At 53.1% G+C, this 22,467-nt stretch carries 24 protein-coding genes and 1 riboswitch; of the genes, 12 read left to right on the plus strand and 12 right to left on the minus strand.

Features of this window, described 5'->3' with window-relative positions:
- Positions 1–8: 8 nt before the first annotated feature.
- Positions 9–1,229 (minus strand): aminotransferase class I/II-fold pyridoxal phosphate-dependent enzyme, encoded by a 1,221-nt coding sequence (locus tag THEAM_RS00985; protein WP_013536950.1) that lies wholly within the window; start codon positions 1,227–1,229, stop codon positions 9–11.
- Between the two features lie 59 nt (positions 1,230–1,288).
- Positions 1,289–1,473: riboswitch (cobalamin riboswitch) on the plus strand.
- Between the two features lie 31 nt (positions 1,474–1,504).
- On the opposite strand from THEAM_RS00985, the gene THEAM_RS09355 reads away from it, so the two are divergent.
- From THEAM_RS09355 to THEAM_RS01015, 6 genes are all read left to right on the plus strand, one after another.
- Positions 1,505–2,257, plus strand: a complete 753-nt coding sequence (locus THEAM_RS09355; protein ID WP_013536951.1) for a helical backbone metal receptor — start codon at positions 1,505–1,507, stop codon at positions 2,255–2,257.
- On the plus strand, positions 2,248–3,150 hold the full coding sequence (locus THEAM_RS00995; RefSeq protein ID WP_013536952.1) for a FecCD family ABC transporter permease: 903 nt from the start codon (positions 2,248–2,250) through the stop codon (positions 3,148–3,150). The genes THEAM_RS09355 and THEAM_RS00995 overlap by 10 nt, the downstream gene beginning before the upstream one ends.
- Positions 3,137–3,841 carry an ABC transporter ATP-binding protein gene (locus THEAM_RS01000; RefSeq protein WP_013536953.1) on the plus strand — a complete coding sequence of 235 codons (705 nt, stop codon included), beginning with the start codon at positions 3,137–3,139 and terminating at the stop codon, positions 3,839–3,841. Before THEAM_RS00995 ends, THEAM_RS01000 begins: the two co-directional genes overlap by 14 nt.
- 11 nt (positions 3,842–3,852) lie before the next feature.
- Complete coding sequence (locus THEAM_RS01005) at positions 3,853–5,676, plus strand: TonB-dependent receptor domain-containing protein (protein ID WP_013536954.1); 1,824 nt, start codon at positions 3,853–3,855, stop codon at positions 5,674–5,676.
- A 110-nt stretch (positions 5,677–5,786) separates the two neighbouring features.
- Positions 5,787–6,557, plus strand: coding sequence for an NAD(P)H-binding protein (locus THEAM_RS01010; protein WP_013536955.1), 771 nt, complete (start codon positions 5,787–5,789; stop codon positions 6,555–6,557).
- 24 nt (positions 6,558–6,581) lie between these two features.
- Complete coding sequence (locus tag THEAM_RS01015) at positions 6,582–7,550, plus strand: HpcH/HpaI aldolase/citrate lyase family protein (protein ID WP_013536956.1); 969 nt, start codon at positions 6,582–6,584, stop codon at positions 7,548–7,550.
- Here the strand turns inward: THEAM_RS01015 and THEAM_RS01020 are convergent.
- The 4 genes from THEAM_RS01020 to leuC all read right to left on the minus strand — a co-directional run bounded on the left by THEAM_RS01020 (position 7,525) and on the right by leuC (position 10,773).
- Positions 7,525–8,436, minus strand: a complete 912-nt coding sequence (locus tag THEAM_RS01020; RefSeq protein WP_013536957.1) for a selenium metabolism-associated LysR family transcriptional regulator — start codon at positions 8,434–8,436, stop codon at positions 7,525–7,527. The genes THEAM_RS01015 and THEAM_RS01020 overlap by 26 nt on opposite strands.
- A gap of 1 nt (position 8,437) precedes the next feature.
- Positions 8,438–8,761 (minus strand): hypothetical protein, encoded by a 324-nt coding sequence (locus THEAM_RS01025; RefSeq protein ID WP_013536958.1) that lies wholly within the window; start codon positions 8,759–8,761, stop codon positions 8,438–8,440.
- Between the two features lie 68 nt (positions 8,762–8,829).
- Complete coding sequence (locus THEAM_RS09360) at positions 8,830–9,450, minus strand: DUF309 domain-containing protein (RefSeq protein WP_013536959.1); 621 nt, start codon at positions 9,448–9,450, stop codon at positions 8,830–8,832.
- 51 nt (positions 9,451–9,501) lie between these two features.
- Positions 9,502–10,773, minus strand: a complete 1,272-nt coding sequence (gene leuC / locus THEAM_RS01035) for a 3-isopropylmalate dehydratase large subunit (RefSeq protein WP_013536960.1) — start codon at positions 10,771–10,773, stop codon at positions 9,502–9,504.
- Positions 10,774–10,871: 98 nt separating this feature from the next.
- Between leuC and THEAM_RS01040 the strand changes: the two genes are divergently transcribed.
- From THEAM_RS01040 to THEAM_RS01060, 5 genes are read left to right on the plus strand one after another with little or no spacing between them, the layout of a single operon-like run.
- Positions 10,872–11,519: a hypothetical protein gene (locus THEAM_RS01040; protein ID WP_013536961.1), complete on the plus strand. Its 648-nt coding sequence runs from the start codon at positions 10,872–10,874 to the stop codon at positions 11,517–11,519.
- Entirely contained in the window at positions 11,516–12,721 is a 1,206-nt protein-coding gene (locus THEAM_RS01045; RefSeq protein WP_013536962.1) for a M48 family metalloprotease, read from the plus strand. Before THEAM_RS01040 ends, THEAM_RS01045 begins: the two co-directional genes overlap by 4 nt.
- An 8-nt stretch (positions 12,722–12,729) precedes the next feature.
- Positions 12,730–14,190: a CHASE2 domain-containing protein gene (locus tag THEAM_RS01050; protein ID WP_013536963.1), complete on the plus strand. Its 1,461-nt coding sequence runs from the start codon at positions 12,730–12,732 to the stop codon at positions 14,188–14,190.
- A 12-nt stretch (positions 14,191–14,202) separates the two neighbouring features.
- Complete coding sequence (nadD, locus tag THEAM_RS01055) at positions 14,203–14,844, plus strand: nicotinate (nicotinamide) nucleotide adenylyltransferase (protein WP_013536964.1); 642 nt, start codon at positions 14,203–14,205, stop codon at positions 14,842–14,844.
- Positions 14,837–16,042, plus strand: coding sequence for a phosphoglycerate kinase (locus tag THEAM_RS01060; protein ID WP_041439683.1), 1,206 nt, complete (start codon positions 14,837–14,839; stop codon positions 16,040–16,042). The genes nadD and THEAM_RS01060 overlap by 8 nt, the downstream gene beginning before the upstream one ends.
- Here the strand turns inward: THEAM_RS01060 and THEAM_RS01065 are convergent.
- From THEAM_RS01065 to trmFO, 5 genes are all read right to left on the minus strand, one after another.
- Complete coding sequence (locus THEAM_RS01065; RefSeq protein WP_013536966.1) at positions 16,039–16,464, minus strand: hypothetical protein; 426 nt, start codon at positions 16,462–16,464, stop codon at positions 16,039–16,041. The two genes, THEAM_RS01060 and THEAM_RS01065, sit on opposite strands and share 4 nt — an antisense overlap.
- On the minus strand, positions 16,457–17,224 hold the full coding sequence (locus THEAM_RS01070) for a hypothetical protein (RefSeq protein ID WP_013536967.1): 768 nt from the start codon (positions 17,222–17,224) through the stop codon (positions 16,457–16,459). The genes THEAM_RS01065 and THEAM_RS01070 overlap by 8 nt, the downstream gene beginning before the upstream one ends.
- A gap of 70 nt (positions 17,225–17,294) precedes the next feature.
- Positions 17,295–17,549 (minus strand): hypothetical protein, encoded by a 255-nt coding sequence (locus tag THEAM_RS09630; protein ID WP_157629599.1) that lies wholly within the window; start codon positions 17,547–17,549, stop codon positions 17,295–17,297.
- A 243-nt stretch (positions 17,550–17,792) separates the two neighbouring features.
- A complete protein-coding gene (locus THEAM_RS01080; protein WP_013536969.1) occupies positions 17,793–18,995 on the minus strand; it encodes a LysM peptidoglycan-binding domain-containing protein in 1,203 nt (400 codons plus the stop codon).
- Positions 18,974–20,290, minus strand: coding sequence for an FADH(2)-oxidizing methylenetetrahydrofolate--tRNA-(uracil(54)-C(5))-methyltransferase TrmFO (trmFO, locus tag THEAM_RS01085; protein ID WP_013536970.1), 1,317 nt, complete (start codon positions 20,288–20,290; stop codon positions 18,974–18,976). The genes THEAM_RS01080 and trmFO overlap by 22 nt, the downstream gene beginning before the upstream one ends.
- A 66-nt stretch (positions 20,291–20,356) precedes the next feature.
- Between trmFO and rfaE2 the strand changes: the two genes are divergently transcribed.
- A complete protein-coding gene (gene rfaE2 / locus THEAM_RS01090; RefSeq protein ID WP_013536971.1) occupies positions 20,357–20,842 on the plus strand; it encodes a D-glycero-beta-D-manno-heptose 1-phosphate adenylyltransferase in 486 nt (161 codons plus the stop codon).
- Here rfaE2 and THEAM_RS01095 read toward each other — a convergent pair.
- On the minus strand, positions 20,784–22,010 hold the full coding sequence (locus tag THEAM_RS01095) for an HD domain-containing protein (protein ID WP_013536972.1): 1,227 nt from the start codon (positions 22,008–22,010) through the stop codon (positions 20,784–20,786). The two genes, rfaE2 and THEAM_RS01095, sit on opposite strands and share 59 nt — an antisense overlap.
- Positions 21,997–22,425: a Fur family transcriptional regulator gene (locus THEAM_RS01100; RefSeq protein ID WP_013536973.1), complete on the minus strand. Its 429-nt coding sequence runs from the start codon at positions 22,423–22,425 to the stop codon at positions 21,997–21,999. Before THEAM_RS01100 ends, THEAM_RS01095 begins: the two co-directional genes overlap by 14 nt.
- Positions 22,426–22,467: the final 42 nt, after the last annotated feature.

Genomic DNA, 22,467 nt, shown 5'->3' on the forward strand with positions numbered 1-22,467 from the left:
TCCTCCGGTCAAACCTTGATGTTTCTCAGGCCGTACTTCTCAAAGGCCCGCTTTATACCTCTAACGGCCTGTTTTATACGGAGCTCATTCTCCACCAGGGCGAACCTTACGTACTTATCTCCGTACTCTCCGAACCCTATTCCGGGAGACACCGCAACTTTTCCGTCCAGCAGCAGCATCTTCGCAAACTCCAGTGAGCCCATAGACTGGAACTTCTCGGGAATTTTAGCCCAAACGAACATAGTAGCCTTGGGCTTTTCAACGTGCCACCCTATTCTGTTTAACCCCTCAACCAGCGTGTTGCGCCTACTTTCGTAAATTTTCCTGTACTCTTCAACGCACGACTGATCCCCTTTCAGGGCGATTATTGCCGCTATCTGAATGGGCTGAAACATTCCGTAGTCCAGGTAGCTCTTCATCCTGTAAAGGGCGTGAATAATCTCCTTGTTGCCGGCCGCAAAGCCGACCCTCCAGCCGGCCATGGAGTAGGTTTTTGAGAGGGAGTAGAACTCTACGGCTACGTCCTTTGCGCCTTTAACCTGCAGGATGCTGGGGGGAACGTATCCGTCGAATGCGATTTCTGCGTAGGCTATATCCTGAATCACTATCAGGTTGTTCTCCCTTGCAAAGTCTACAACCTTCTCGAAGAAGGAGAGGCTCACTGTTGCCGTTGTGGGGTTGTGGGGAAAGTTGAGAATTAGAACTTTCGGCCTGGGCCAGCTCTCCTTGTAAGCCTTTATTATTCTTTCTAAGAAGAGCTCTTCGTTGAAGTGGTCTTCCTCGTCGAGGAGCGGAACGCTCCTGACGTCTCCGCCGGCTATGATAATTGAGTAGGGGTGTATTGGGTAGGCCGGTGTGGGAACGATTGCAACGTCGCCCGGGTTTATGAGCGTCAGCGCCAGGTGGGCAAGCCCCTCTTTGGAGCCTATTGTTGTTATCACCTCCGTTTCCGGGTCCAGTTCAACGCTGTATTTCCTGTTGTACCACAGGGCAAGGGCTTCCCTTAGTTTGTAGAGTCCTTTCGTTTGGGAGTATCTGTGGTTCTTCGGGTTCTGTGCCGCCTCGCACAGTTTGTCTACTATGTGTTTGGGAGTGGGTAGGTCGGGATTTCCCATTCCAAGGTCTACGATATCCTCCCCAGCCCGCCTCAGCTTCATCTTAAGGTCGTTGACAACGGCGAAAACGTAAGGGGGGAGCCTGTCTATGCGGGCGAACTGAAACCTGGACATTTTCTGCTCCAAACCGTTAAGTAGGGTTTTTGGTGAATTCTTATTATAGGCCCTAAACCGTATAATTTGCCAGCACGGGTGAACGGGAAGTCCGGTGAGAGTCCGGCGCTGTCCCCGCAACCGTGAGCAGGTATAAAACGGGGTTTAACCACTGGGAAGGGTAGGTGATAAGCCGCCTTCCCGGGAAGGTTAAGCCCTTTAAAGGCCTGCGAGCCGGGAGACCGGCCCGTGCAATCTGCCTACTGCCCCGCGGGGGTTCGGGGCGGGGAGGAGAGGTGATTCGGCTTTTACTCTTTGTTTTTCTGTTGGTTTCGGTTGCTGCGTCGGCCGCCGAGAGGGTCGTTTCCCTTTCTCCTGCCCTTACCGAAACCCTCTTCTTTGTAGGTGCGGGGAAGGAGCTTGTTGGTGTTACCCGCTACTGTACTGTGCCCCAGTGCAAGGGGCTGAAACGGGTAGGGGGAATTGTGGACCCGAACGTTGAGGTCATACTCTCCCTTAAGCCCACCCTTGTTGTTGCCACCACCCTTACCCCCGAGCGCTACCTGGACTTTTTAAAGAGCAGGGGCGTGAAGGTAGAGCGTTTCAGGCTTGTTACCCTTAAAGACGTTGAGTTTGCCGTTGAGAGGCTCGGCAATCTTTTAGGGGGAAACGGTTCTCAAAAGAGGGCGGAGTTTGAGGCCGAGCTGAGGGCGGCGGTTCTGAAGCTCGGGTGCCTTTCCGGGAAGCGGGTGGTTCTGCTTTTGGGAAAAAGGGTGGCTTACGTTGCAGGGAGCAGAAGTTACTTAGGGGAGGCCTTAGAGCTTGCCGGAGCTAAGGTTTACCCCGATGCTGCCTTTGAGGCCGTTTCTTGGGACTACCTGTGCAGCCTCTCTCCCGACGTTGTTGTCCTCCTTTCCGAGGTTTCGCTTCCGGCCTGTTTGAAAAAGGTTAGAACGGTTAACGCTCTTCCCCTGAAAGACCTGCTCCTTCACCCCAGCCCCGTTTTCATCAGGGGCCTTGAGACCCTGGGGAGGGAAGTTTGCAGGTAGTCTTTCTTGTTTTGGTTAACTTTGCTCTTGCCGGCCTGTTCCTCTTTTACCGCCTTCCCTCCGAGGCGGTTCTGGTGTCCCTTAGGCTGCCTCAGCTGTTTGTTGCTTTCTCCTACGGGGGAGTGCTGGCCGTTTCCGGAGCGGTTTTCCAAGGGGCCCTGAGGAACCCCCTTGCAGACGGCTACACCCTCGGAGTGGCCTCCGGTGCCGCTCTCGGTGCTTCTCTTTCTCTTCTGTTTCACCTCCCGGTAGAGCTTGGAGCTCTGGTAGGCGGCCTCTTTTCGGTTTTTCTGTTGGTGCTCGGCTACTCACTGTTTAAAGACGCCCTTGCCCTTTTACTTTTCGGGGTGGGGTTGAGCGCCATGTTGTCGGCGTTCCTCCTTATTGTTTACGCCCTTATGCCGGCCTACACTCTGCAGGACGCCGTTCTCTTTATGCTGGGATACATGCCCCCCTTCTCTTTGAAGGAGGCGCTGCTGCTTTTAGGGGCGGCGGTTGCTGCTACTCTTTTTACCTTTACGAGGTGGCGGAGCGTAGACCTTCTGAGCTTAGGAGATGAGCTGGCCTACTTTAGCGGCGTAAACCCGCGGAGTGAGCGGATTTTGCTGGTGACCGCTTCCTCGGCGGCGCTTGCCCTCTTTGTTGCCAAGTGCGGGGTGGTGGGGTTCTTGGGGCTTATAGTTCCCCACCTTCTGCGTTTTCTGGGGTTTAGGGTTTCTAAGGAGTTGATTCCCCTCTCTTTCCTTGCAGGGGGAGGTCTGTTTGTTACGTCTGCCTTTGGAGCCAGGGAGCTCCTCTACCCGACGTTGCTGCCTGTGGGGGTTCTCACTACTCTTTTCGGGGTTCCCGTTTTCCTGTTTATTCTCTGGAGGTTTAAGGGTGCTGGAGGTTAGGGGACTCGGCTGGAGAGGCGTTTTGGAAGGTGTCTCTTTTAGGGTGCCTGCCGGAAGTTCTGTTGGCGTTGTGGGGAAGAACGGCTCGGGGAAGACCACCCTTTTGAGGTGTATCGGGGGATTTTTGAGTTACTGCGGCTCGGTTAGGGTGAACGGAGTGGAGGTTAGAGAGCTTCCCGTGGGAAAGAGAGTGAAGCTCGTTAACTACCTGCCCCAGCTTCTTTCCCGCTCCGGCTACTACACGGTGGAGGAGTTTCTGCTTCTTTCTGTTTCAAACCCTTTTAAGGTTGAAGAGGCCCTCGACTACTTTCAGATAGCCGGGCTTTCCGGCAGGAGCCTCCTTTCTTTAAGCGGCGGGGAGCTTGTAAAGGTTTTCCTTGCAAGGCTTTACGCCCTTGACCCTGATGTTTACCTCCTCGATGAGCCCTCTGCCTTCCTCGACGTTTCCGTTCTGCCCCTGCTGGGCAGGTTTGTGAAGGAGCTTTTGGGTCGGGGGAAGGTTGTTCTCGTGGTTTCCCACGACCTTACCTTCCTCTCCCGGGTCTGCACCCGTTTCCTCGGTTTAAAAGACGGAAAGCAGCTATTTTACGGCGATAGAAGCACCCTTAAGGAGCAGATTCCTGAGCTTTACGGTGGAGGATTTGAGGTTTTGGAAATTGACAACTCCCTTTTCATAAAACCAAACGTTTAGGAGGTGAGGAGATGAGGAGAGAGCTTCTTGCCCTCTCTGCGCTTGTTCTGGCCCTTGCGGCAGGTGCGTCTGCCCAGGAGCCCGAGGTAACGGTTACGGCAACCCGCGTGGCCGTTCCGGTAGATGCCGTAGGCGACGACGTTACGGTAATCACCCGCGACGAAATCGAGCGCTACGGCTTTACCTCGATTACAGACGTCTTAAAGTACGTGGCCGGCATCAGCTTCAGCTCTAACGGAGGTCCCGGTCAGACAGAGAGCATCTACGTACTCGGCCTTGAGCCAAAGCACGTTCTCGTTATGGTGAACGGCGTTCCCGTTTACGACCCCTCCCTTACAGGGAGTGAGGCGAACTTCAGCTACATAGACCTCTCGAATGTTGAGAGGATAGAGGTGATTAAGGGACCTCAGGGTGCCATCTACGGCTCCGACGCCGTTGCGGGCGTTATCAACATTATCACCAAGTCTCCTAAGAAGACCCACTTTTCCGCCTCTTTTGAGGGAGGGAAGTACAAGACCTTTAAAGAGGATTTTTACTCCGGGTTGAAGCTCGATAGCGGTTACCTCTCTGTCTCCTTTGAGAACTTCAAAACCAACGGCTTCAGCGCTACAAACTCCGACTCTTCTTACTACGAGCCCGACAGAGACGGCTACAGGTACAAAACCGGCTGGTTCAGCTTCGGCTACAGGCCTACAGATACTCTGAAAATCTCTGGAGACCTCAAAGTTAAACAGGGCTCTGTTGACTACGACAACTCCTATACACCCCAAAACGACAAGGCCGACTACTCCAACTTCTTCGCAGACCTTAGAGTTGAAAAGGCCGTAACCGACTCCCTCCTTGTAGATGTAACCGCCGGGCACAACAGGGAGTTCAGGGACTATACAGGTTACGGGCCCTACACCGGCATAGTGCGCTACCTCTCCGTTCAGCCGGTTTACTACCTTAACGACTCCACCTTCCTAACGGGCGGCGTAAACTACAGGCAGGAGGTCGCAGATTTCGGAGACTACGCCTCTGCCCACCTGCGCTCGCTCTTTGCCGAGCTTCACACAGACCTCTACGGTGCCGGCTTTACTGCGGCGGTTCGCAGGGACTTCCACAGCCAGTTCGGGGCCAAAACCACCTACAAGCTCTCGGCCGCCTACAACCTCTCTGTTACAGATACAACCTTTAAAGCCCAGTACGGAACCGGCTTTAAGGCTCCTTCCCTCTATCAGCTCTTCGGGCCTTACGGCTCCAACCCCGACCTGAAGCCGGAGACCAGCGAAGGGTGGAGCGTAGGTGCCGTTCAGAAGCTCTCTTTATCCGGGGTAAACGGTTCGTTCGGCGTGACTTACTTTAAAAACCACGTGTGGAACCTGATAGACTGGGACTACGCTGCGACGAACCTCGGCCCTTGGGGTGGTTACGTTAACTACGGAAAGGAGCTTTCCGAGGGCCTTGAGCTGACCGCTAAGGTCTCCCCGTTCAGGTGGCTTATGCTCTTCGGTAACTACACCCACCTCAGGGCCAAAAAGTACGATAGAGCTACAGGGGAGTGGAGCAGGCTACCCAGGAGGCCGAAGTTTACCTATACCCTCGGCTTTAACGTCAGCTATGAGAAATTCGCCTTCTCTGCCAAAGCACTTCACTACTCCGACAGGGACGACTCTAACGGTAAGCACTTGGGCGGGTTCACTACCTTCAACTGCTACGCCTCTTACGCCCTTAACGACAGGGTTAAGCTCTACGCCAAGGGTGTGAACCTTACGGATAAGAAGTACTACCTGGCCTACGGTTACAACACTATGGGCAGGGCACTGTTTGTGGGGGCTACGGTCTCCTTCAAGTAGGGGCCCCGCCCCTACTTTATTATCTTTTAAGGTTTGTTTCCCTCCTTCAGCTTAAAATTCAAGCTAATAAAAACTTTAATAACCCTAAATCGGTTTTAGAAGAATTAAGAGTGTTTGGGAAAGTTCTTGTAACCGGTGCCTCCGGCTTTGTGGCAACTCACCTGATAGAGCGTTTAAAGGTTGAGTATCCGCTGGTTCTCGTTTCCCGGAATCCCGATAGGGTTAGGGAGCTTCACCGGGGCCTCCCGGTTTACCACGTAAGCTCGATGGAGCTCGCCTTCGAGAGGGAAAAGCCCTCCTACGTTGTAAATACGGTAGGCATTTTGAAGGAAGAGGGGGGAGTAACCTACGAGGATGTTCACGTAGGCTTTACCAAGCACCTGCTCGACCTCTCAAAAGCTCTGGGCGTTGAGAAGTTCATCCACCTTTCCGCCCTCGGGGTCTCTCCCGACAGCGAGAGCCGTTACTTTAAAAGCAAGTGGTTCGGTGAAGAGCTTATCAGGAGCTCCGGACTTCAGCACACCATTCTCAGGCCCTCCATTATCTTGGGTAGCGGCCAGAAGCTCTACAGGGACCTAAGGAGAGTTGCAAGGGTGTTGCCCTTTATCGTTGCGCCGAAGATGAGGGTAAAGCCGGTTCCGGTAAGCAGCGTGGTGGATACCATCTACTGGGCGGTTAAACGGCGGATATCGGGCACGGTTGAGCTGTGCGGCGACAGGGTTATCACCATGAAGGAGCTCTTTGAAAGGGTTTTGAGGGAACTGGGGATGAACAGGAAAGTGTTTGAAGTTCCTAAGTCCCTTTTGCTCCCGGCGGCCATTTTGGGTATCGGCGGCCTTGATTTGGAGCAGTATAAAATGATAAAAGACAACGTTTGTTAACTACCTTTAAACTCGGAGTGGCCGATGGAGGAGCTCTTTAAGCTTGGAGAGGCCGTTCTTGAAGGGAAGCTCCCCCTTGAAGCCCTCAGGGATTATCCCGAGAGGAGACCAAGAAGGGTTCCGGTAGAGAACCCCTTTAAAAGGTCGGCACTTATCGTATCTGCCGACAGGCTCCGTCACCTGAAAAAGGCCTTTCTGCGCCCCGCCGACGTTCTAATCTTCAACCTTGAAGATGGAGTCAGCGATTCACACAAGCCTTTTGCCCGCTTGTTCCTGAGGAAGTTCCTCCTTAATACCGACTTCGACGGCTCAAAAGAGGTTGTTGTAAGGGTGAACGCCCCCGACTCTCCCTACTACTGGGACGACTTAACTGCCATTCTCCCTGCGGTTCCCCACGCAATCAGGCTCAGTAAGGTCCGCTCCGTTGAAGACGTTACTACCCTCGATAAAGTAATCTCCGCCTTTGAGCGCTCACGGGGCGTTCAGGAAGGGTTTATAAAGATTCAGCTCTCTGTAGAGACTCCCCAGGCGGTAAAGAGGCTCTCTCAGGTTGTTGCCGCTTCTCCCAGGGTAAACGCCGTTTACTTGGGAATTCTGGACCTCTTTGCCGAGCTCGGAGTTTCCCAACGGCTTACAGATTCCCACCTTGCCCGCTACTTAAAGTGTAAGTTCGTTTTCGAGGCCCGCTCTTTCAGGGTTTACCCCATAGGCCCGGCGTATCAGCAGTTTGAAGACCTTGAAGGCTTTGAGCGGGAAGCACTTGAAGAGAAATCCCTGGGGTTTGCCGGTAAGATATGCATATCGGTCAAGCAGGTTGAGATTGCGAACAAGGTCTTCTCGCCGTCGGAGGAGGAGCTTCGCGAAGCCGAGGAGATAGTGAAGCTCTACGAAGAGGCCCTTAAAGAGGGCAGGGGAGGCGTAACCTACAAAGGCCTCTTTATAGACCAGCCCATCTACAAGGACGCCCTTAACAAGCTCCGCTTTTCAGGCTGAAGAGCTCCTCTATCCGCTCCCACAGGGTTCTAACGGAGGGCAGGGGCGTTATGTCCCTCCTCTTTACTGCAAAGAAGCAGCGCTCTATGCTGAACCCCTTTATTTTTACCAATTTGAGCTTTCCGCACTCCACTTCGTCTGAAACCGAGTATTTTGAAACGAGCCCGAAGCCGGCACCGGTTTTTACAGCCTCCTTTATTGCCGTGTTGCTGCCCAGAACCGCTACAACGTTCAGCTCGGTGGGCCCTATTCCCACCTTCTTGAGCGACGATTCAATGCTCTTGCGGGTGCCGGACTCCTCCTCCCTCAGTAGGAGCGGAAGGTTTAACAGCTCTTCAAGCTCAATTTCGTCCCTTTCAAACTCCGGGTGGGCAATGAGGGTAATCTCGTCTCTGAGGATTTTGCGGGTTTCGAGCTTCGGGTCCTCTACCTCCATTCCGACAAAACCGAGGTCGTAGCTGGGAATGCTCTCTTTGAGCAGCGTTACTACCCTGCTTGAGTCGACGATTTCCACCGAGAAGGTAACTTCCGGCAGGAGCTCCTTGAGCTTTTTAAGGGCGTGGGGTATCAGGTAGTCGCCGGGGATGTTGCTGGCCGCTATCTTTACCGTTCCGCTCATCCGGGTTCCGTTGAGCGAAAGCAAAGAGGCGAGGGCCTCCTCCCGCTTTTTCAGTATCTCAACGGCGTGGCGGTAGAGGATTTTCGCCTCTGCCGTGGGAATAACCTTCCTACCTACTCTATCGAAGAGCTTCTTCCCGAGGAAGTCTTCAAGGTGCTGAATGTGAGTACTTACCGTCGGCTGAGAGAGTCCCAGCTCCTGGGCCGCCCGTGAGAAGCTCTGGTTCTCGAAGACCTTGGCGAAAACTTCCAGCTGCCGTATATCCATCTTACTCTAACCCTAAAATCTTGAGAACCACGTCTACCGTTACGAAGAAGAGTACTCCGGGCATAACCAGCGAGATTGCTGCACCGAATCCCCAGACTATCGGGGGAAGCTTCAGGGCCTTTACGTAACGGGTGTAGTATAGGAAAGTTATAAGCGCGAACACTGCGGCCAGTGCAGTTTTGAGTCCCAAGTAGTGTTTAAGGTCGAGGACCTGGGAGAATATTCCGAGGGGCAGTAGGGAGAACATAGTCATCATGTAGATTCCTACAATCGTTGCCCCTACGCCTAAACCCTTGGCCAGTCCGTCGTTAAAGCTTTTGGACATACTACACCCCCTGAGAGTATCAGTTCAAAATAGAATTATAACATTTGGCCAAGTTTATTTAAAAAATATTAAAATTCAATAACCTCTTGGGTTTCAAGGGCCCTTTTAATGGAGTTTTTGAGGTTGTCGACGTTTACCGAGAGAACCGTACCCGAGTACCCCTGTAGTAGCTCGAGGGCGTTCTCAAGGAGGAGTTTAAATCCCCTCTCGTTGAAGTTTTTCAGGTGGTAGTAAGCCACCCCTACCTGGATGAGGGCCTGAAGGAAGTCCCTGAGCCTGCCGAACTCGCCCATCCACACTTCCTCTAAGAGCTCGTGAACCTCAAAGTAGAGTTCGGCCTTAAAGAGCTCCCTTGCCATCTTGACGTTTACCTCAAGGTCTTCGCCGACCGGGTTGAAGTCTTTGGGGAGCTTCGACAGGAAGCGCTGGTAGTGCTCGGCCTTGTCTTTCAGTATCTCTTCGGTTATCGGGTCGAGCTCCTCTTCCTTTAACTTGAGTTTGCCTCCCTTAAACTCAAGGAGCGGAAGGCCCTCTGCCACCGACTCACCCAGCTCCGGCTCTACCTGAACCCCCTTGTTCAGTATAGCCTCAACTGCCGCCTCGAGCTCCTTAAAGGGCTCCTCCTCTTTCTCCCTCAGGTAGTCGCAGAGCCTATGGGCAAACCAGTTCCTGATTTCGTAGTAGTCCATGGAAATCTCCGGAAAGGTTAAGGAAGGGGGCGAAAGCCCCCGATGGAGGTCTTAGTTTGAGCCTACAACTTCGTCCGGGTGGGCTATCCTTCCCAGAACGGCGGAAGCTGCGGCCACTGCAGGGGATGCAAGGTAAACTTCGCTTTCGGGGTGACCCATACGGCCCACGAAGTTCCTGTTGGTTGTTGCCACTGCACGCTCTCCCTTGGCGAGGATTCCCATGTGGCCGCCCAGGCACGGTCCGCAGGTGGGGGTGGATACAACGCACTCTGCTTCGAGGAAGATGTCTATCAGTCCCTCTTTGAGGGCCTGCCTGTAGATTTCCTGAGTGGCCGGAATAACTATGCACCTTACGTTGGGGTTGACCTTTTTGCCTTTGAGGATTTGGGCGGCAACCCTTAGGTCGCTCAGCCTTCCGTTTGTGCAGGAGCCTATGACAACCTGGTCTATGGTTACGTGGGTGGCCTCGGTTACCGGCCTTGTGTTTGAAGGCAGGTAGGGGAACGCAACCTGGGGCTCGATTTTGGAGACGTCTATCTCGTAAACTTCGGAGTACTCTGCGTCGGGGTCGGATTTGTAGAGCTTGTAGGGCCTTTTTGCCCTTCCCTTAACGTACTCCAGGGTCTTTTCGTCGGGCTCGATTATGCCGTTTTTGGCTCCGGCCTCTATGGCCATGTTGCAGATTGTGAAGCGGTCGTCCATCGGGAGCTCCCTTATGGCCTCCCCTGTGTGCTCCATCGTTTTGTAGAGAGCTCCGTCGACCCCTATCATCCCTATAACGTAGAGGATTATGTCCTTTCCGCCGACCCACCTTTGGCGCTTTCCGTAGTAAATGAACTTCATCTGTTCGGGCACTTTAAACCAGACCTCTCCGGTGAGCCAGGCGTAGGCCATGTCGGTTGAGCCTACACCTGTAGAGAAGGCTCCCAGTGCTCCGTAGGTGCAGGTGTGGGAGTCTGCGCCTATTACAACATCTCCGGGAACCACAACGCCCTGCTCGGGAAGGAGCGCGTGCTCTATCCCTACCCTTCCTTCGGGCCAGAAGTGTTTGATGTTGAACTCCCTGGCGAACTCCCGCATCATCTTAACCTGCTCTGCAGCTTTTATGTCCTTTGCGGGAACGAAGTGGTCGGGAACGAGCGCTATGCGCTCTCTGTCCCAAACCTGCTTGGCACCTATCGCTTTAACCTGCTTTATCGCTATCGGTGCCGTAACGTCGTTGGCAAGGGCGATGTCGACTTTACACATTATCAGCTCGCCCGGGTGAACCTCTTTCTTCCCGGCGTGGTCTGCCAAAATCTTCTGAGTTATCGTCATTCCCATGGCGTTACCTCTTGAAAGAGTTGTTGAAAGGCCGCTTAGTTAGGTGGTAAATTATACACGGTCGAAAAATTAAGAAAAATTAATGAACGAGGGAGGAGATGAGGAAGAAGAAGATTGGGGTACTTCTCCTTGCCGCGGTGCTCACCTTCGGAGGGGGTGCACAGGCGGGAGTGGAGGAGAAGCTCTCTTCCGTTGCCAAGGCTCTGAAGATTTTCGACCCGAAACTGGTGAAGAGGGTTGTTGCCACCTTTAACTCCCAGCATTTTGTAGGCGGCAGCAGGCTTTCTAATGCGGTTTACATCTGTTACCCGGTTGATACGGTTGTTACCGTTCCCGATTGGGGCGTTATTGCGGAGAAGGAGGGGGTAACGGTTAAAGAGGTTTCCGTAAGCGACGATTCGGGTAAGTCGGTTCTCAAACTGAAGACCGACTCTCGACTCGTTACGCTTCCCGAACTCAAGCCCGGCTTTTACACGGTTAAGGTTGTTTTCACCGAGAAAGCCGGCGGTAAGGTGGCTCAGATGGAGGAGAGCGGTGAGTTTGAGGTTGTTGAGCTCTCCGGTGACCTGAAGAAGGCCTTTGAGGAGTTCTCCCAGAGGCTGGCTAACTCTTCTCTGGGTAAGTGCGACAGGTTCCTGGCCTGGAGCCTCTTCTTCCAGAAGATGAGCCGGGGAGATTACGACTTCTCCTACAACAGGGACTTTAACCTTTGGAGATACAGATACTGTAGCGGGGAGGGGATGTGAGAAGGGTTGCCGTTGCTGCTGCGCTGCTCTTTCTGCACTCTTCTGCCTACGGTTTTGACTTTTCCGTTCTTCAGAAGGCGGCTGTTGCCACTTTGAAGATTATGAACGAAGTGGGAATTAAAACGGACGATAAGCTGCGGTTTGATTTTGACTGTAAGGAGCCGGTTCGAACCTTTGATAAGACGGTGCTGCTGAAGATTGTTGCCTCCTACGGTAGGGAGGATAACCTGAAGCTCATCGAGACCTACTTGAGGAGCACCCCCTGGTTTCCCGTCTCCGTTGAGGAGATGATAGGCAAGAGGGTTGTGGATAACAACATTGAAAAGGGAGTGATTCTGACGAGGAAGGAGGCTCCGAAGCTCTACGCAATCTTAGACGCCCAGGCCGACTTTGTCCTTAAGGGGGTTAAGAAGCTCGTTGGAACCCAGGAGCTTCCCTACCGTTTCCACTTCTACATTTACGACTCACTGGATAAAAACGCCTTCTCCCTGCCCGGAGGGTACATTTTGGTGAGTAAGCGCCTCGTTGAAGAGGTCAGGATGGAGGAGAGGCGCAACAGGCATTTTAAGACCAAAAGGCACGATAAGAGGGACTTCCTCCGGTTTACCCTTGCCCACGAGATATCCCACAACTTAAGGCGCCACTACTCCCTGAAGGTGCAGGACGTAATCGTTAACGGAATTGAAGACCAGCAGGCCCTGAAAAGGCTTCTGAAGGGGCTTAAAGACTCCTACGCCCTTATAGACCTGAAGCACCTTAAGTTCAGTGCCAAGGATTTAGATAAGTTCCAGCACCAGGTAGAAGAGGTTGACAACGACGTTAAGACGCTAATCTCCCTGTTCGACCGGGGCGTGAAGCGTATGCTTGAGGAGAAGAGGAAATCTCTGTTTGTTTACGGAAACTTCGAGAAGGAGGCAGACGCCTGTGCTTTAAGGATTCTCTCTGTAGAGTACGACAGGAAGGAGCTTCCCTCCCTTGTTAACAACTTCCTCAGGAACCTTCCCGACGTGTCCTACTATAAGAAGCGGGAGCCTTTCAGTTTCAACCCGTCCCTTGAGAAGCTGGTTACAAGCGCAGGAACCGACTTTAAGCAGCTCATAGACTTCTACATAGAGCAGAGCAACTTCATCCACCCCTCCTCCAAGGAGAGGGAGCGTTTCCTTGAGTCGCTGCTTTCCAAATACGAGCACGGCCACGGTTAGGGGAGGAGATGGAGTTTGACAGGCTGAAAAACGGGCTGCTTGAGGTTGTTCTAAAGCTCTTAAAAAAGAGGAATTTGAGCCTTCCCGTCCTGTGCAAAACTGTAACCAGGGTTGCGTTCCTCAGCGCTCTTATCCTCTTCTTTCAGGTGAAAACGCCCCTCTTTTCCCTCTTTTCCGGCGTTACAGAGTCGGTGAACAGGCTTTTGTGGGCCGTTGTTCAGGCGGTAAACGGTGAGGTGAAGAACTTTAACTCCTTTGCGGTTACCGCCTACTCCGGTTCGGGGCACAAGGTAGACATCTACACTGTAACGCCCGGGCTCTACAGCTTGCTCTTCGGGAGGGTTTCGCCCCTCGACAGGTGTAAGCTTGCAGAGCTTGTAGACGGTATAGAACGTAAAGGTTACAGGCTCATAGTTTTCGACCTCGACCTCTCCCCTCTGTGCTCGGGCTCTACTCCCTTTTCCGCTTACTACGATAGGTGTCAGAGGAGGCTCGACGGGGAACTGAAGCTCCTTGCCTCCTCCGGTAGTTTGGTTGTTGTTATGGAGCCTTCGGCCGTTTCGGGCACGGGAGCCTGTGTGGAGAGGTGGAAGGAAGAGCTTCAAAGGGCGGGGGTTCACTTTGCGAGCCCTTACCTTTTGGCCTCGGGCGGCGTTGTCCTCTCCTACCCGCCGAACTCCCTTGCCTCTGTGGCCTTCGCCCTGGCAGGGGGAGAGCGTCCGAAGAAGGAGTTCCTCATCTCCTATAAGGACGTCTCTTTTAAGAGAGGACCTTCCAACGCTGAAGTTGCCTTTGTAGGGGGGAGTTTCGACGGCAGGGATTACTTCTACACCCCCCAGGGGAAGATGCCGGGCCTTTTCATCCACGCTGCCGCCTTCCTTACCCTTTATAAACCCTATAAGTCGTGGAAGTTTCTCTCCTACCTGTTTACGTTCCTGTTTGTTATGCTGGTTTCCCGGCTGTTTGAAAGGCTCCTCTCCGGTTACTTCGAGTTTCGCTCTGTAGCCGAAGGTTTAAATGCATCTGAAGAAGAGTGTCTCTTTACTTTGAACTACCTGCGGAGCCTTGCCCTTTTCGTTCTGGCGATGTTCTTCCTGTTTTTCTGTTTCTCCTTTGTTGCGTTGGTGTTTAACGTTGTCCTCTCCCCCGTTCCCATTTTAATCTCTGGTGCTTTTGAGGGAGCCGTGCGTTACCGTAACAACATTACGGCCAAATCTATCTCGATTGAGCTGTTCCAGGGTCAGCAGGAGCAGAAAGAGGAAAAAGGGGCTCTGTTTTCTTACATCTGTAGAGGAGTTTCTAAACTGGCCGGGAAGATTTTGACGTTTTTAAAGTTGAAGCCTCCCGAGGAGAGAAACACCGCAGGAACGGCAGGGGCTAATAGGGCGAATAGTGGGCCGGAGAACGCCGTTGCCGTGTGTCTCTTCTACCTCCTGCTTACCGCGGTTATACTTGTGCTGACAATTTAGGCAGGAGGCCCTATGAAGGCTCTCTTCGGGGGGAGCTTCAACCCCGTCCACAACGGCCATTTAATCCTTGCCCGCGACGTTGTTGAGGACTTCGGCTTTGAGAAGCTCTTCTTCGTTCCCGCAAAAGTTCAGCCCCTGAAGGGGAAGCTCCTCATTCCCCCCGAAGTTAGGCTGTCGGCCCTGAGGGCCGCGGTTTCCCTCTACCCCCGCTTCGACGTTTGGGACTTCGAGCTTAAAAGTGAGGGAGTTTCCTACACCTACAGAACCCTCGAGCACTTTCACCGGCTCTACGGCGAGAGGCCCGCGTTCGTTTTAGGGGCCGACTCGTTTGCCTCCCTTCCCAGGTGGAAGGAACCCCAAAGGGTTCTTGAACTTGCAAGGCTGGTTGTTATGGCCAGGCCCGGTTACAGCCCCGATTTTGAGGAGGTTTTCCGGCAGCTGGGCCTCTGCCCGAAGTTTATAATTGTTGAAAAAGAGGGGGTAGAGCTTCCGCAGGAGTGGGACGTAGCTCTTTACAGGGGGCGTCTTCTGGACATCAGCGCAACGGAAATCAGGAGAAGGCTCCTTGAGGGAGACTCTATCTCTTACTTTGTTCCCGAGCAAGTTGAGAAAATTCTGAGGAGGTGGCGGGATGGCTTACAGCAAAATGTTTAACAAGATGACCCTGCGGGACGTTCCACCCGAGAAGCTGAAAGGGAGGAAGGTGTTCGTAAGGGTCGACTTTAACGTCCCGATAGAGGACGGCGTTATAACCAACGACAAGCGCATCAGGGCGGCCCTGCCCACCATAAACTACCTGCTTGACCACGGTGCGAAAGTTGTACTCTGCTCCCACCTCGACAGGCCGAAAGGTTGGGACCCGAAGCTCTCCCTCAAGCCCGTTGCGGAGAGGCTCTCGAGGCTCCTTGAAAAGGAGGTGAAGTTCGTCCCCGACTGCATCGGCGAAGTTGCCAAGGAGGCCGTTGACTCTCTTGAGCCGGGCGAAGTTGCCCTCCTGGAGAACGTGAGGTTTTACCCGGGAGAGACCAAGAACGACCCTGAGTTTGCCCGTCAGCTGGCCGAGCTTGCCGAAATCTACGTTAACGATGCCTTCGGGACGGCCCACAGGAAACACGCCTCCACCTACGGTATCACTCAGTTCGTTGAGCTTGCGGTTGCAGGCTTTCTGCTTGAAAAGGAGATAAAGTACCTTCAGAAGGCCCTCGAGAACCCCGAAAGACCTCTCGTTCTCATAATCGGAGGCTCGAAAGTTTCCGGTAAGCTGGAGGTTATAGAGAACCTCCTTACAAAAGTGGATAAGATGCTGGTGGGCGGCGGTATGGCCTACACTTTCCTCAAGGCTATGGGCTACCAGGTGGGTAAGTCCCTCGTTGAAGACGACCTTATCCCCACCGCCAAGAGGATTATGGAGGAGGCCGACCAGAGGGGCGTTAAGTTCTACGTTCCTGTAGACAGCAACAACGCCGACCAGTTCTCAGAGACCGCCCACACCAAGCTTACGACCTACAAGGAGATTCCCGAGGATATGATGGGTCTGGATATAGGGCCGGCCACCGTTGAGCTTTTCAAAGAGGCCCTCTCCGACGCCAAGACTATACTCTGGAATGGCCCTATGGGCGTTTTTGAGATGGAGAAGTTCCGCTTCGGCACAATGGCTATAGGGAAGATAGTTGCCGAGCATAAAGAGGCCCTGAGGATTGTAGGTGGTGGCGATAGCGTTGCCGCCATAGAGATGCTCGGCCTTGAGCACGAGATAGACCACGTTTCCACAGGCGGCGGAGCCTTCCTTCAGTTCCTTGCAGGTAAAGAGCTTCCCGCCATAGTGGCCCTTACCGATAAGCCGGCCGGTTAAACCCGGCCGCTTACCCTTTTAAAGCTTTCCTTAACGCTGCTGCACAGGTTCTGGCTCTTCTCTATCTCCCGGTAGAGCATCTCTCCCAGTAAAACGGCCGTTGCCGAGGCCTTGGGCGACAGCGTAAGGTTCAGGTTGTAGTCGCTGTCGTTCCTGCTTCCCCTTAACTCCCACAACATGTTTCCCATGGCTCTCAGCCTGGCGTTCTCCGAAAACAGCAGCGTTTTAATCACAAGGGCGTGGGCCTCCCCGGAGTGGAGCCTCTTCAGCTCTTTGTTACTCAGGCAGGCCGCTAACTTCTCCCTCGCAATCAGGAAACACCCGTAGTAGGCTCTGCTTATTGCGCTCCTTAGTTTTGCCTCCGGCGAGCCCGCTTTCGCCAGCTCACGGGCGAGCTCGATAAACTCCTTAGGGTCAAACATTCCGCTCTCCGAACTCTACCGTTATCAGGGTGGTTTCGTTGAGCTTCTCGGCAACCTCCATGTGGAAGCGAAACTCTTTCTCCACCATGGCTTTGAGCGGTTCCTCTCGGGAGACCTTTGCGAAGATGGTAATCTGTGGGAGCTGAAGCTCAGAACTGTAGGTGTACGTTAAGGTGAAATCGGAAAAGTACTTTTTTGCCGTTTCCTTAACCGTTTTAACAACGTCGGGGCGCCTCTCGAACCACCTGCTGCCCCTTTCAAAGAGCTCGATGTTTTCCTCTATTAGAAGGGTAAGCTCCCTTACTTTGGGGCTTTGGCTCTTTTTGAGGAGTTCAAACAATTCCAGCTCCTGCCTTAAAAGGTTTGAGGCAATATCGAATCGCTTTGCGTTCAGCAGGGCAAGGAGCTCTATCAGGAGTGCCCGGGCTTTTAAGTTCTTTGGGGCGCTCTGAGTGTTCCTCAGGCGCTCTGCAACCTTTATCGCCTCTACGGAGTAGCCGGCTGCGTTGAAGAGCTCACAGGCCGTCAGCAGGCACTCCGGGTGTTTTTCCCTTTGGCACTTTTTGGCGACTTCAACGGCCTTCTCAAATAGGCCCAGCTCAAGGAGCATCAGCCCTAAGAGCTGCCAGCCGCTGTAGTCGTAGGAGTGGTTTCTGAGGTACTCCTCAAGCTCCTCTAACGCCTTTTGTTTCTCCTGGCGGCTCCTTGCCGCGAGGAACTTTTCAAAAATGGCCCGGCTCTTCTTTACCGGTTGGGGCAACTTCCGATGCCTCCCGTTTTTTCAAACTTGTAACACACTTGGCGGTCAGAAGTTTTGGTTGGCTTTAAACTTACAGTGAGAAGAGCTCTACAACTACGTTTCCGTTTAGCTGCTTTGCAAGTTCGGAAGTTGCCCGTAAGGCCTGGGGAAACTTCTCCTTGAGGTCTTGAGAGATAACCGTGACAACCACCTGTTTGGAGCCGTTCCACTCCTCCACTTGGGGTACAACGGTAAAGTTGCTGAGAACTCCTTTGTAGGTTCTCAGAATTTTCTCGAAAGTCTCCCTGTTTTTCAGGACCCATTTGGCTCCTTCGTGGATAGACACAACTTCCCCCTCAATTCCGTTTAACCCTCCCTCTTTTAAAAGAGTTTGAGTAAGCTTAAGGAGCTTTTCGGGCGGGATATGTGCTAAAAAATCCATTCCTAATATTAAAAGTTTGGTATTTTTTCTTCTTTTGTCCATGGATTTCCGCCGTTTTTAGCGTTTTGACTATATTAGACTGCCGGGATGAAAAGTGCATAAATGAACATAAATGTTGTTTTTTTGCTCTTTGATTAACGGCGGGCTTTAGTAGATTATCAAATTCACTCCCCTGTAGCGGAGGTAGGGGATTTCCTCGGGCTTGTCTACCGAATCTACCATGAACCAGTCCCTTTTGGGTGCCGATATCAGGAGCCCTTCTATCTCGAAGGTTGAGCGTTTACCTTTTGTTCCTGGCGGCTCGTACAGGACAAGCTTCACCGGTTTGTTTGCAACGGGTATGAGCGAGAGAATGCGCTGGGAGTCTTTAAGGAAATTTCCGCTGAGAACGACCACTTTGAATCCCTGAAGCTGTAGTTTTACCCGCTCTTCGGGCGTTACAAAGTCGTAAACTACGTACACTTGGCTCTTGGGCAGTTTCAGCCCTTTGTCGGTTACCTCTCCCTTCTCGCCGCTTACCAGCTTTACCAGGGCAGCCAGCTTCTCTATTCCCTCGCCGGTTAGTATCTTCAGCTTTCCGTTCCCCTCTTTTGTGTCGAGCTTTTTCCACTTTGGCTGAACCAGCGCTATGTCGTAGGCGTTTAAGAGCCTTTCCAGGGGCGGCGGCGTGTCGGCCTTTAGGTTTATAACCGTTCGAAGGCCCGAGAACCGGTCTATTCCCATAAAGTCGTAGTGGTAGGTGAGCAGGTCTTTTACTCCGAGTATCAGGGTGCCGTTCTCTTGAAGCTCGGCAAAGTTCTTGCTGAGGGCTGCCTTTACCGCCTGGGAGATGTTGCTCCCCCCCAAAACGGAGAAACCTATCTGGCGGAGCTCACTTTTCACCTTGGGTTTAAGGGAGTTGTCGAAGTCAAGGATAAATGAGCTCTGGTTGACTGTTACCTTCGGGTAGCGGGAGAGGGGGACTCTGTAGCCCCCTACGAACAGGTAACCCCGCTGCTCAACCTTTGCGCCGAACCGCTTCAGTATGCTGAGGACCTCTCCCTCCGACAGGTTCCCTTTCTGCCGCTTGGGCGCCGGGCTCTCTCCGGGGAGCTTAATCTTCTGGCCCACGTAGATTACGTTCGGGTTCTTTATGTGGTTTAACCTTGCCACCTCGTACAGGAGCCGTAAGGGGATGTTGAACATCTTCAGGATTTCCGATAGGGTGTCTCCGGGCTTCACCTTGTAGATTATGAAGCTGCTGGGCTTTTCCTCTTTGGGCTTTTTCTCCTTCACTATATTTATCTGGTAAACGGCGCCGTAGGCGGCCTGGGCGGTAACCAGACAGGCTAAGAGAGCTCTTTTAACCATCTCCTCATCACCTCGAGTGCCCGGTTGGCCAGGTATTTCCTCCGCTCAAGTTTACCTTTTATCCGCCGTTCAGGGGGAGGTAAAAGGCCAAAGTTTGCGTTCATCGGCTGGAACCTTTTTGGGTCGGCCTCTGTTATGTAGCGCAGGAGCCCTCCTATCATCGTTTCCCTCGGAGGGACAACGGGCTCTTTGTTATTGGCAATTCTGGAGGCGTTCAGGCCTGCCACTATCCCGGTGGCGGCCGACTCGGGGTAGCCTTCAACTCCCGTAATCTGACCCGCAAAGAGCACTTTCGGGTTTTTCTTCAGCTGTAGGGTGGGAAGTAGCAGTTTGGGCGAGTTTATGAACGTGTTTCTGTGGATGCTTCCGTACCGGGCAAACTCTGCGTTCTCAAGGCCGGGAATGAGCCTGAAGACCCTTTTCTGTTCGGGGTATTTGAGCTTCGTTTGGAATCCCACAAGGTTCAAAAGGGTTCCTTCTCTGTTCTCTTTCCGGAGCTGAACAACGGCGTGGGGCTGTTTCCCCGTTCTGGGGTCTATGAGGCCTACGGGTTTTAAGGGGCCGAACAGCAGGGTCTCCTTCCCCCTTTCGGCCATCTCCTCTATGGGCATGCACCCTTCAAAGTAGCAGGCCTTCTCAAACTCTTTCAGCGGAACTTTCTCCGCTTCCATCAGGGCGTTGTAGAACTTTTCGTACTCCTCTTTTGTCATCGGGCAGTTTAGGTAGTCGTCTCCGCCTTTGCCGTAACGGGAGCCCCAGAAGCACTTGGTGTAGTCTATAGTGTCGGCGTAAACTATGGGGGATATGGCGTCGTAGAAGTGAAGCTCCTCCTCTCCCAGGTACTCTCTGAGGAACCGGGAAAAAGTATCGGAGGTTAGCGGTCCCGTTGCAACAACTGTTATCCCCTCTTCCGGGAGTTGGGTCACTTCCTGTCTGATTACCTCTATGTTGGGGTGGGTCTCTATTTTCTCGGTTATGTAGTCTGCGAATTTCTCCCTGTCTACTGCCAGGGCTCCTCCTGCAGGAACCGCCGTTTTCTTTGCCGCTTCAACAACCAGGGAGTTCAGGAGCTCCATTTCCGCCTTTAGGAGCCCTCTGGGTGTGGTTATCTCTTTGCCGCCTAAGGTGTTAGAACATACAAGCTCTGCCAGCTTATCGGTTCTGTGGGCAGGGGTGGTTTTCTCGGGCCGCATCTCAAATAGGCGGACTTTGCTGCCTTCGTTTGCCGCGCGCCATGCGGTCTCTACGCCCGCAAGGCCCCCGCCGATTACGTTGATTACCTTCTCTTTTTCCATTTCCTCTCCGGGTCTGCTGCCGGTTTGGTCTATTATCTTAAATCAATCTATCGCCGGAGGTCTGCCGTGGGACTTGTTGAAGGGCTCGATAGGCTCAGGGAGCTCTCTGAGCGGCTGAAGAGTGAAGGGAAGAGGGTTGTGTTTACGAACGGCTGTTTCGATATTCTCCACGCCGGTCACGTTGACTACCTTGAGAGGGCAAAGTCCCTGGGGGACGTTCTCATAGTAGGGGTGAACAGCGATGTTTCCGTAAGGAAGATAAAGGGCGATAAAAGGCCCATAGTCCCTGAGGAGATGAGGGTAAGGGTTCTGCTGGGGCTGAAGGCTGTTGACTACGTGGTCCTCTTTGACGAGGAGAATCCTTTGAAGGTGATAGAGGCGGTGAGGCCCAACGTTTTGGTTAAGGGGGCAGATTGGCCCCTTGAGAAGATTGTAGGCAGGGAGTTTGCAGATGAGGTTGTGAGGATTCCCTTCAGGTTTGATATCTCAACCTCTAAGATTGTAGAGAGGGTGGTTGAGCGTTACTGTGGGGGTGAAGCTCCTTTGGGATAACGGCGTAGGTTTTTGAGACCTTCCTTGAGAGGGCTTTAACGGCGTCTGTAGGAGCGACTGTAGAGAGTTCGGCAACGCCCTCTTCGAGCTTCACCTTTATGAGCTGCTCGCTTTCCGGCGAGTAGTAGGAGTAGGCCACTTTGGAGGGCTCTACAACTTCAAAGTAGTATTCGGGGTTGTAGCCCGCCCTTTCAACCGCTTCCCTGAGCTCTATGAGCCGGCTGGGCTTAACTTCAACCGTTTTGAACAGCTCCCGCTTTATGAACCGTTTTGAGAGGTCTGAGAGTATGGGGTCTTTGGAGTTTTGGCAGTTGTAGATGGAAACTACAACGTTTCCGTCTGTGAGCCTGAGCAGGTTCTCGGTGTCCCCCTCTCTTAGTGTTCGTGCAAGTTGCGGGTCGCAGCAGAGCTTCTCCCCTGCGAGAAGAAGCTCCCTCATACGCTTCACAATCTTCTCAAGGAGCACCTGGGCGGCAATGTTCACTTTGTGGAAGTAAACGGCCCAGTACATCTGGTAGCGTGACATAACGTAGGATTCAAGGGCATTGAACCCCTTGTAGCTCCACAGGAGCTCTCCTCCTTCTACGATTGCAGAGATGAGTATCCTGTTAACCTCTATCCTGCCGAAGGAAACGCCGGTGTAAAAGGCGTCCCTTTTCAGGTAGTCCAGCCTGTCGCAGTCCAGCTGGCTCGATATCAGCTGGTAGGTGTACGGCTGGCTGTGGCTCTTTGTGAAGATGGAGAGGACCTCCTCTGTCAGTTCCCTTTCGAGCCCCACCTCCTGGGCCAGAAGTTTAAAGGCCTCTACCGTTATCTTCTCGTGGCTCTCTGGAACTATTACCCCTTCGAGGGCGTGGGAGAAGGGGGAGTGGCCGAGGTCGTGTAGCAGGCCTGCAAGGAGCAGGGCGTTTTCGGTTAGCGGTTCCGGCGAGAAGCCTTTAAGCTTGAGGAAGTTCAGGGTTTTCCTGACGAGCCACATAACCCCGAGGGAGTGCTGAAACCGGGTGTGTTCGGCTCCGGGATAGACCAGGTAGCAGGGGCCGAGCTGTCTGATGTAGCGGAGCCGCTGAAGGAGGGAGCTCTTCAGGGCCTTTTCAACCGGAGAGCCCCGTTCGACGAGTATGAACTCGTCGTAAACGGGGTCCATCAGCAGTTTATACCTCTCCACCTTCACACTCTCTACAGATTCCGTAGCAGATGAGGGAGCAGCTGTTTACCCTTCCTATCTCCTTCACCGCGTTGGGCTCCACCTGGGGCAGGAGGTCGAGGTCGAAAATCCTTCCACACTTTTCGCATATGAAGTGGCTGTGGGGTTCAACCCGGGCGTCGTAGCGGACTTTATCCTTTAGGGTCGGAACCCTTTTAACGAGCCCGGCGTTTTCAAGGCTTGCAAGGGTTCTGTATACGGTTGTTAAGGATATCCCCTCTAACCGGTCTTTAAGCCTTTCGTAGAGCTCTTCTGCGCTCGGGTGGTCGTTCCGGGAGACTATCTCCCTGTAAACGGCAACCCTTTGAGGTGTAACTTTAAGGCCCATGGCCCGGGCCTTCTTTTTAAACTCTTCAACTTTCTTTTCGGCAAGCACTTTCGGTTCTCCTGTAAATTATTGTCAGCTACATAAATATAT

It is taken from the genome of Thermovibrio ammonificans HB-1 (genome assembly GCF_000185805.1).
GTDB lineage: Bacteria > Aquificota > Aquificia > Desulfurobacteriales > Desulfurobacteriaceae > Thermovibrio > Thermovibrio ammonificans.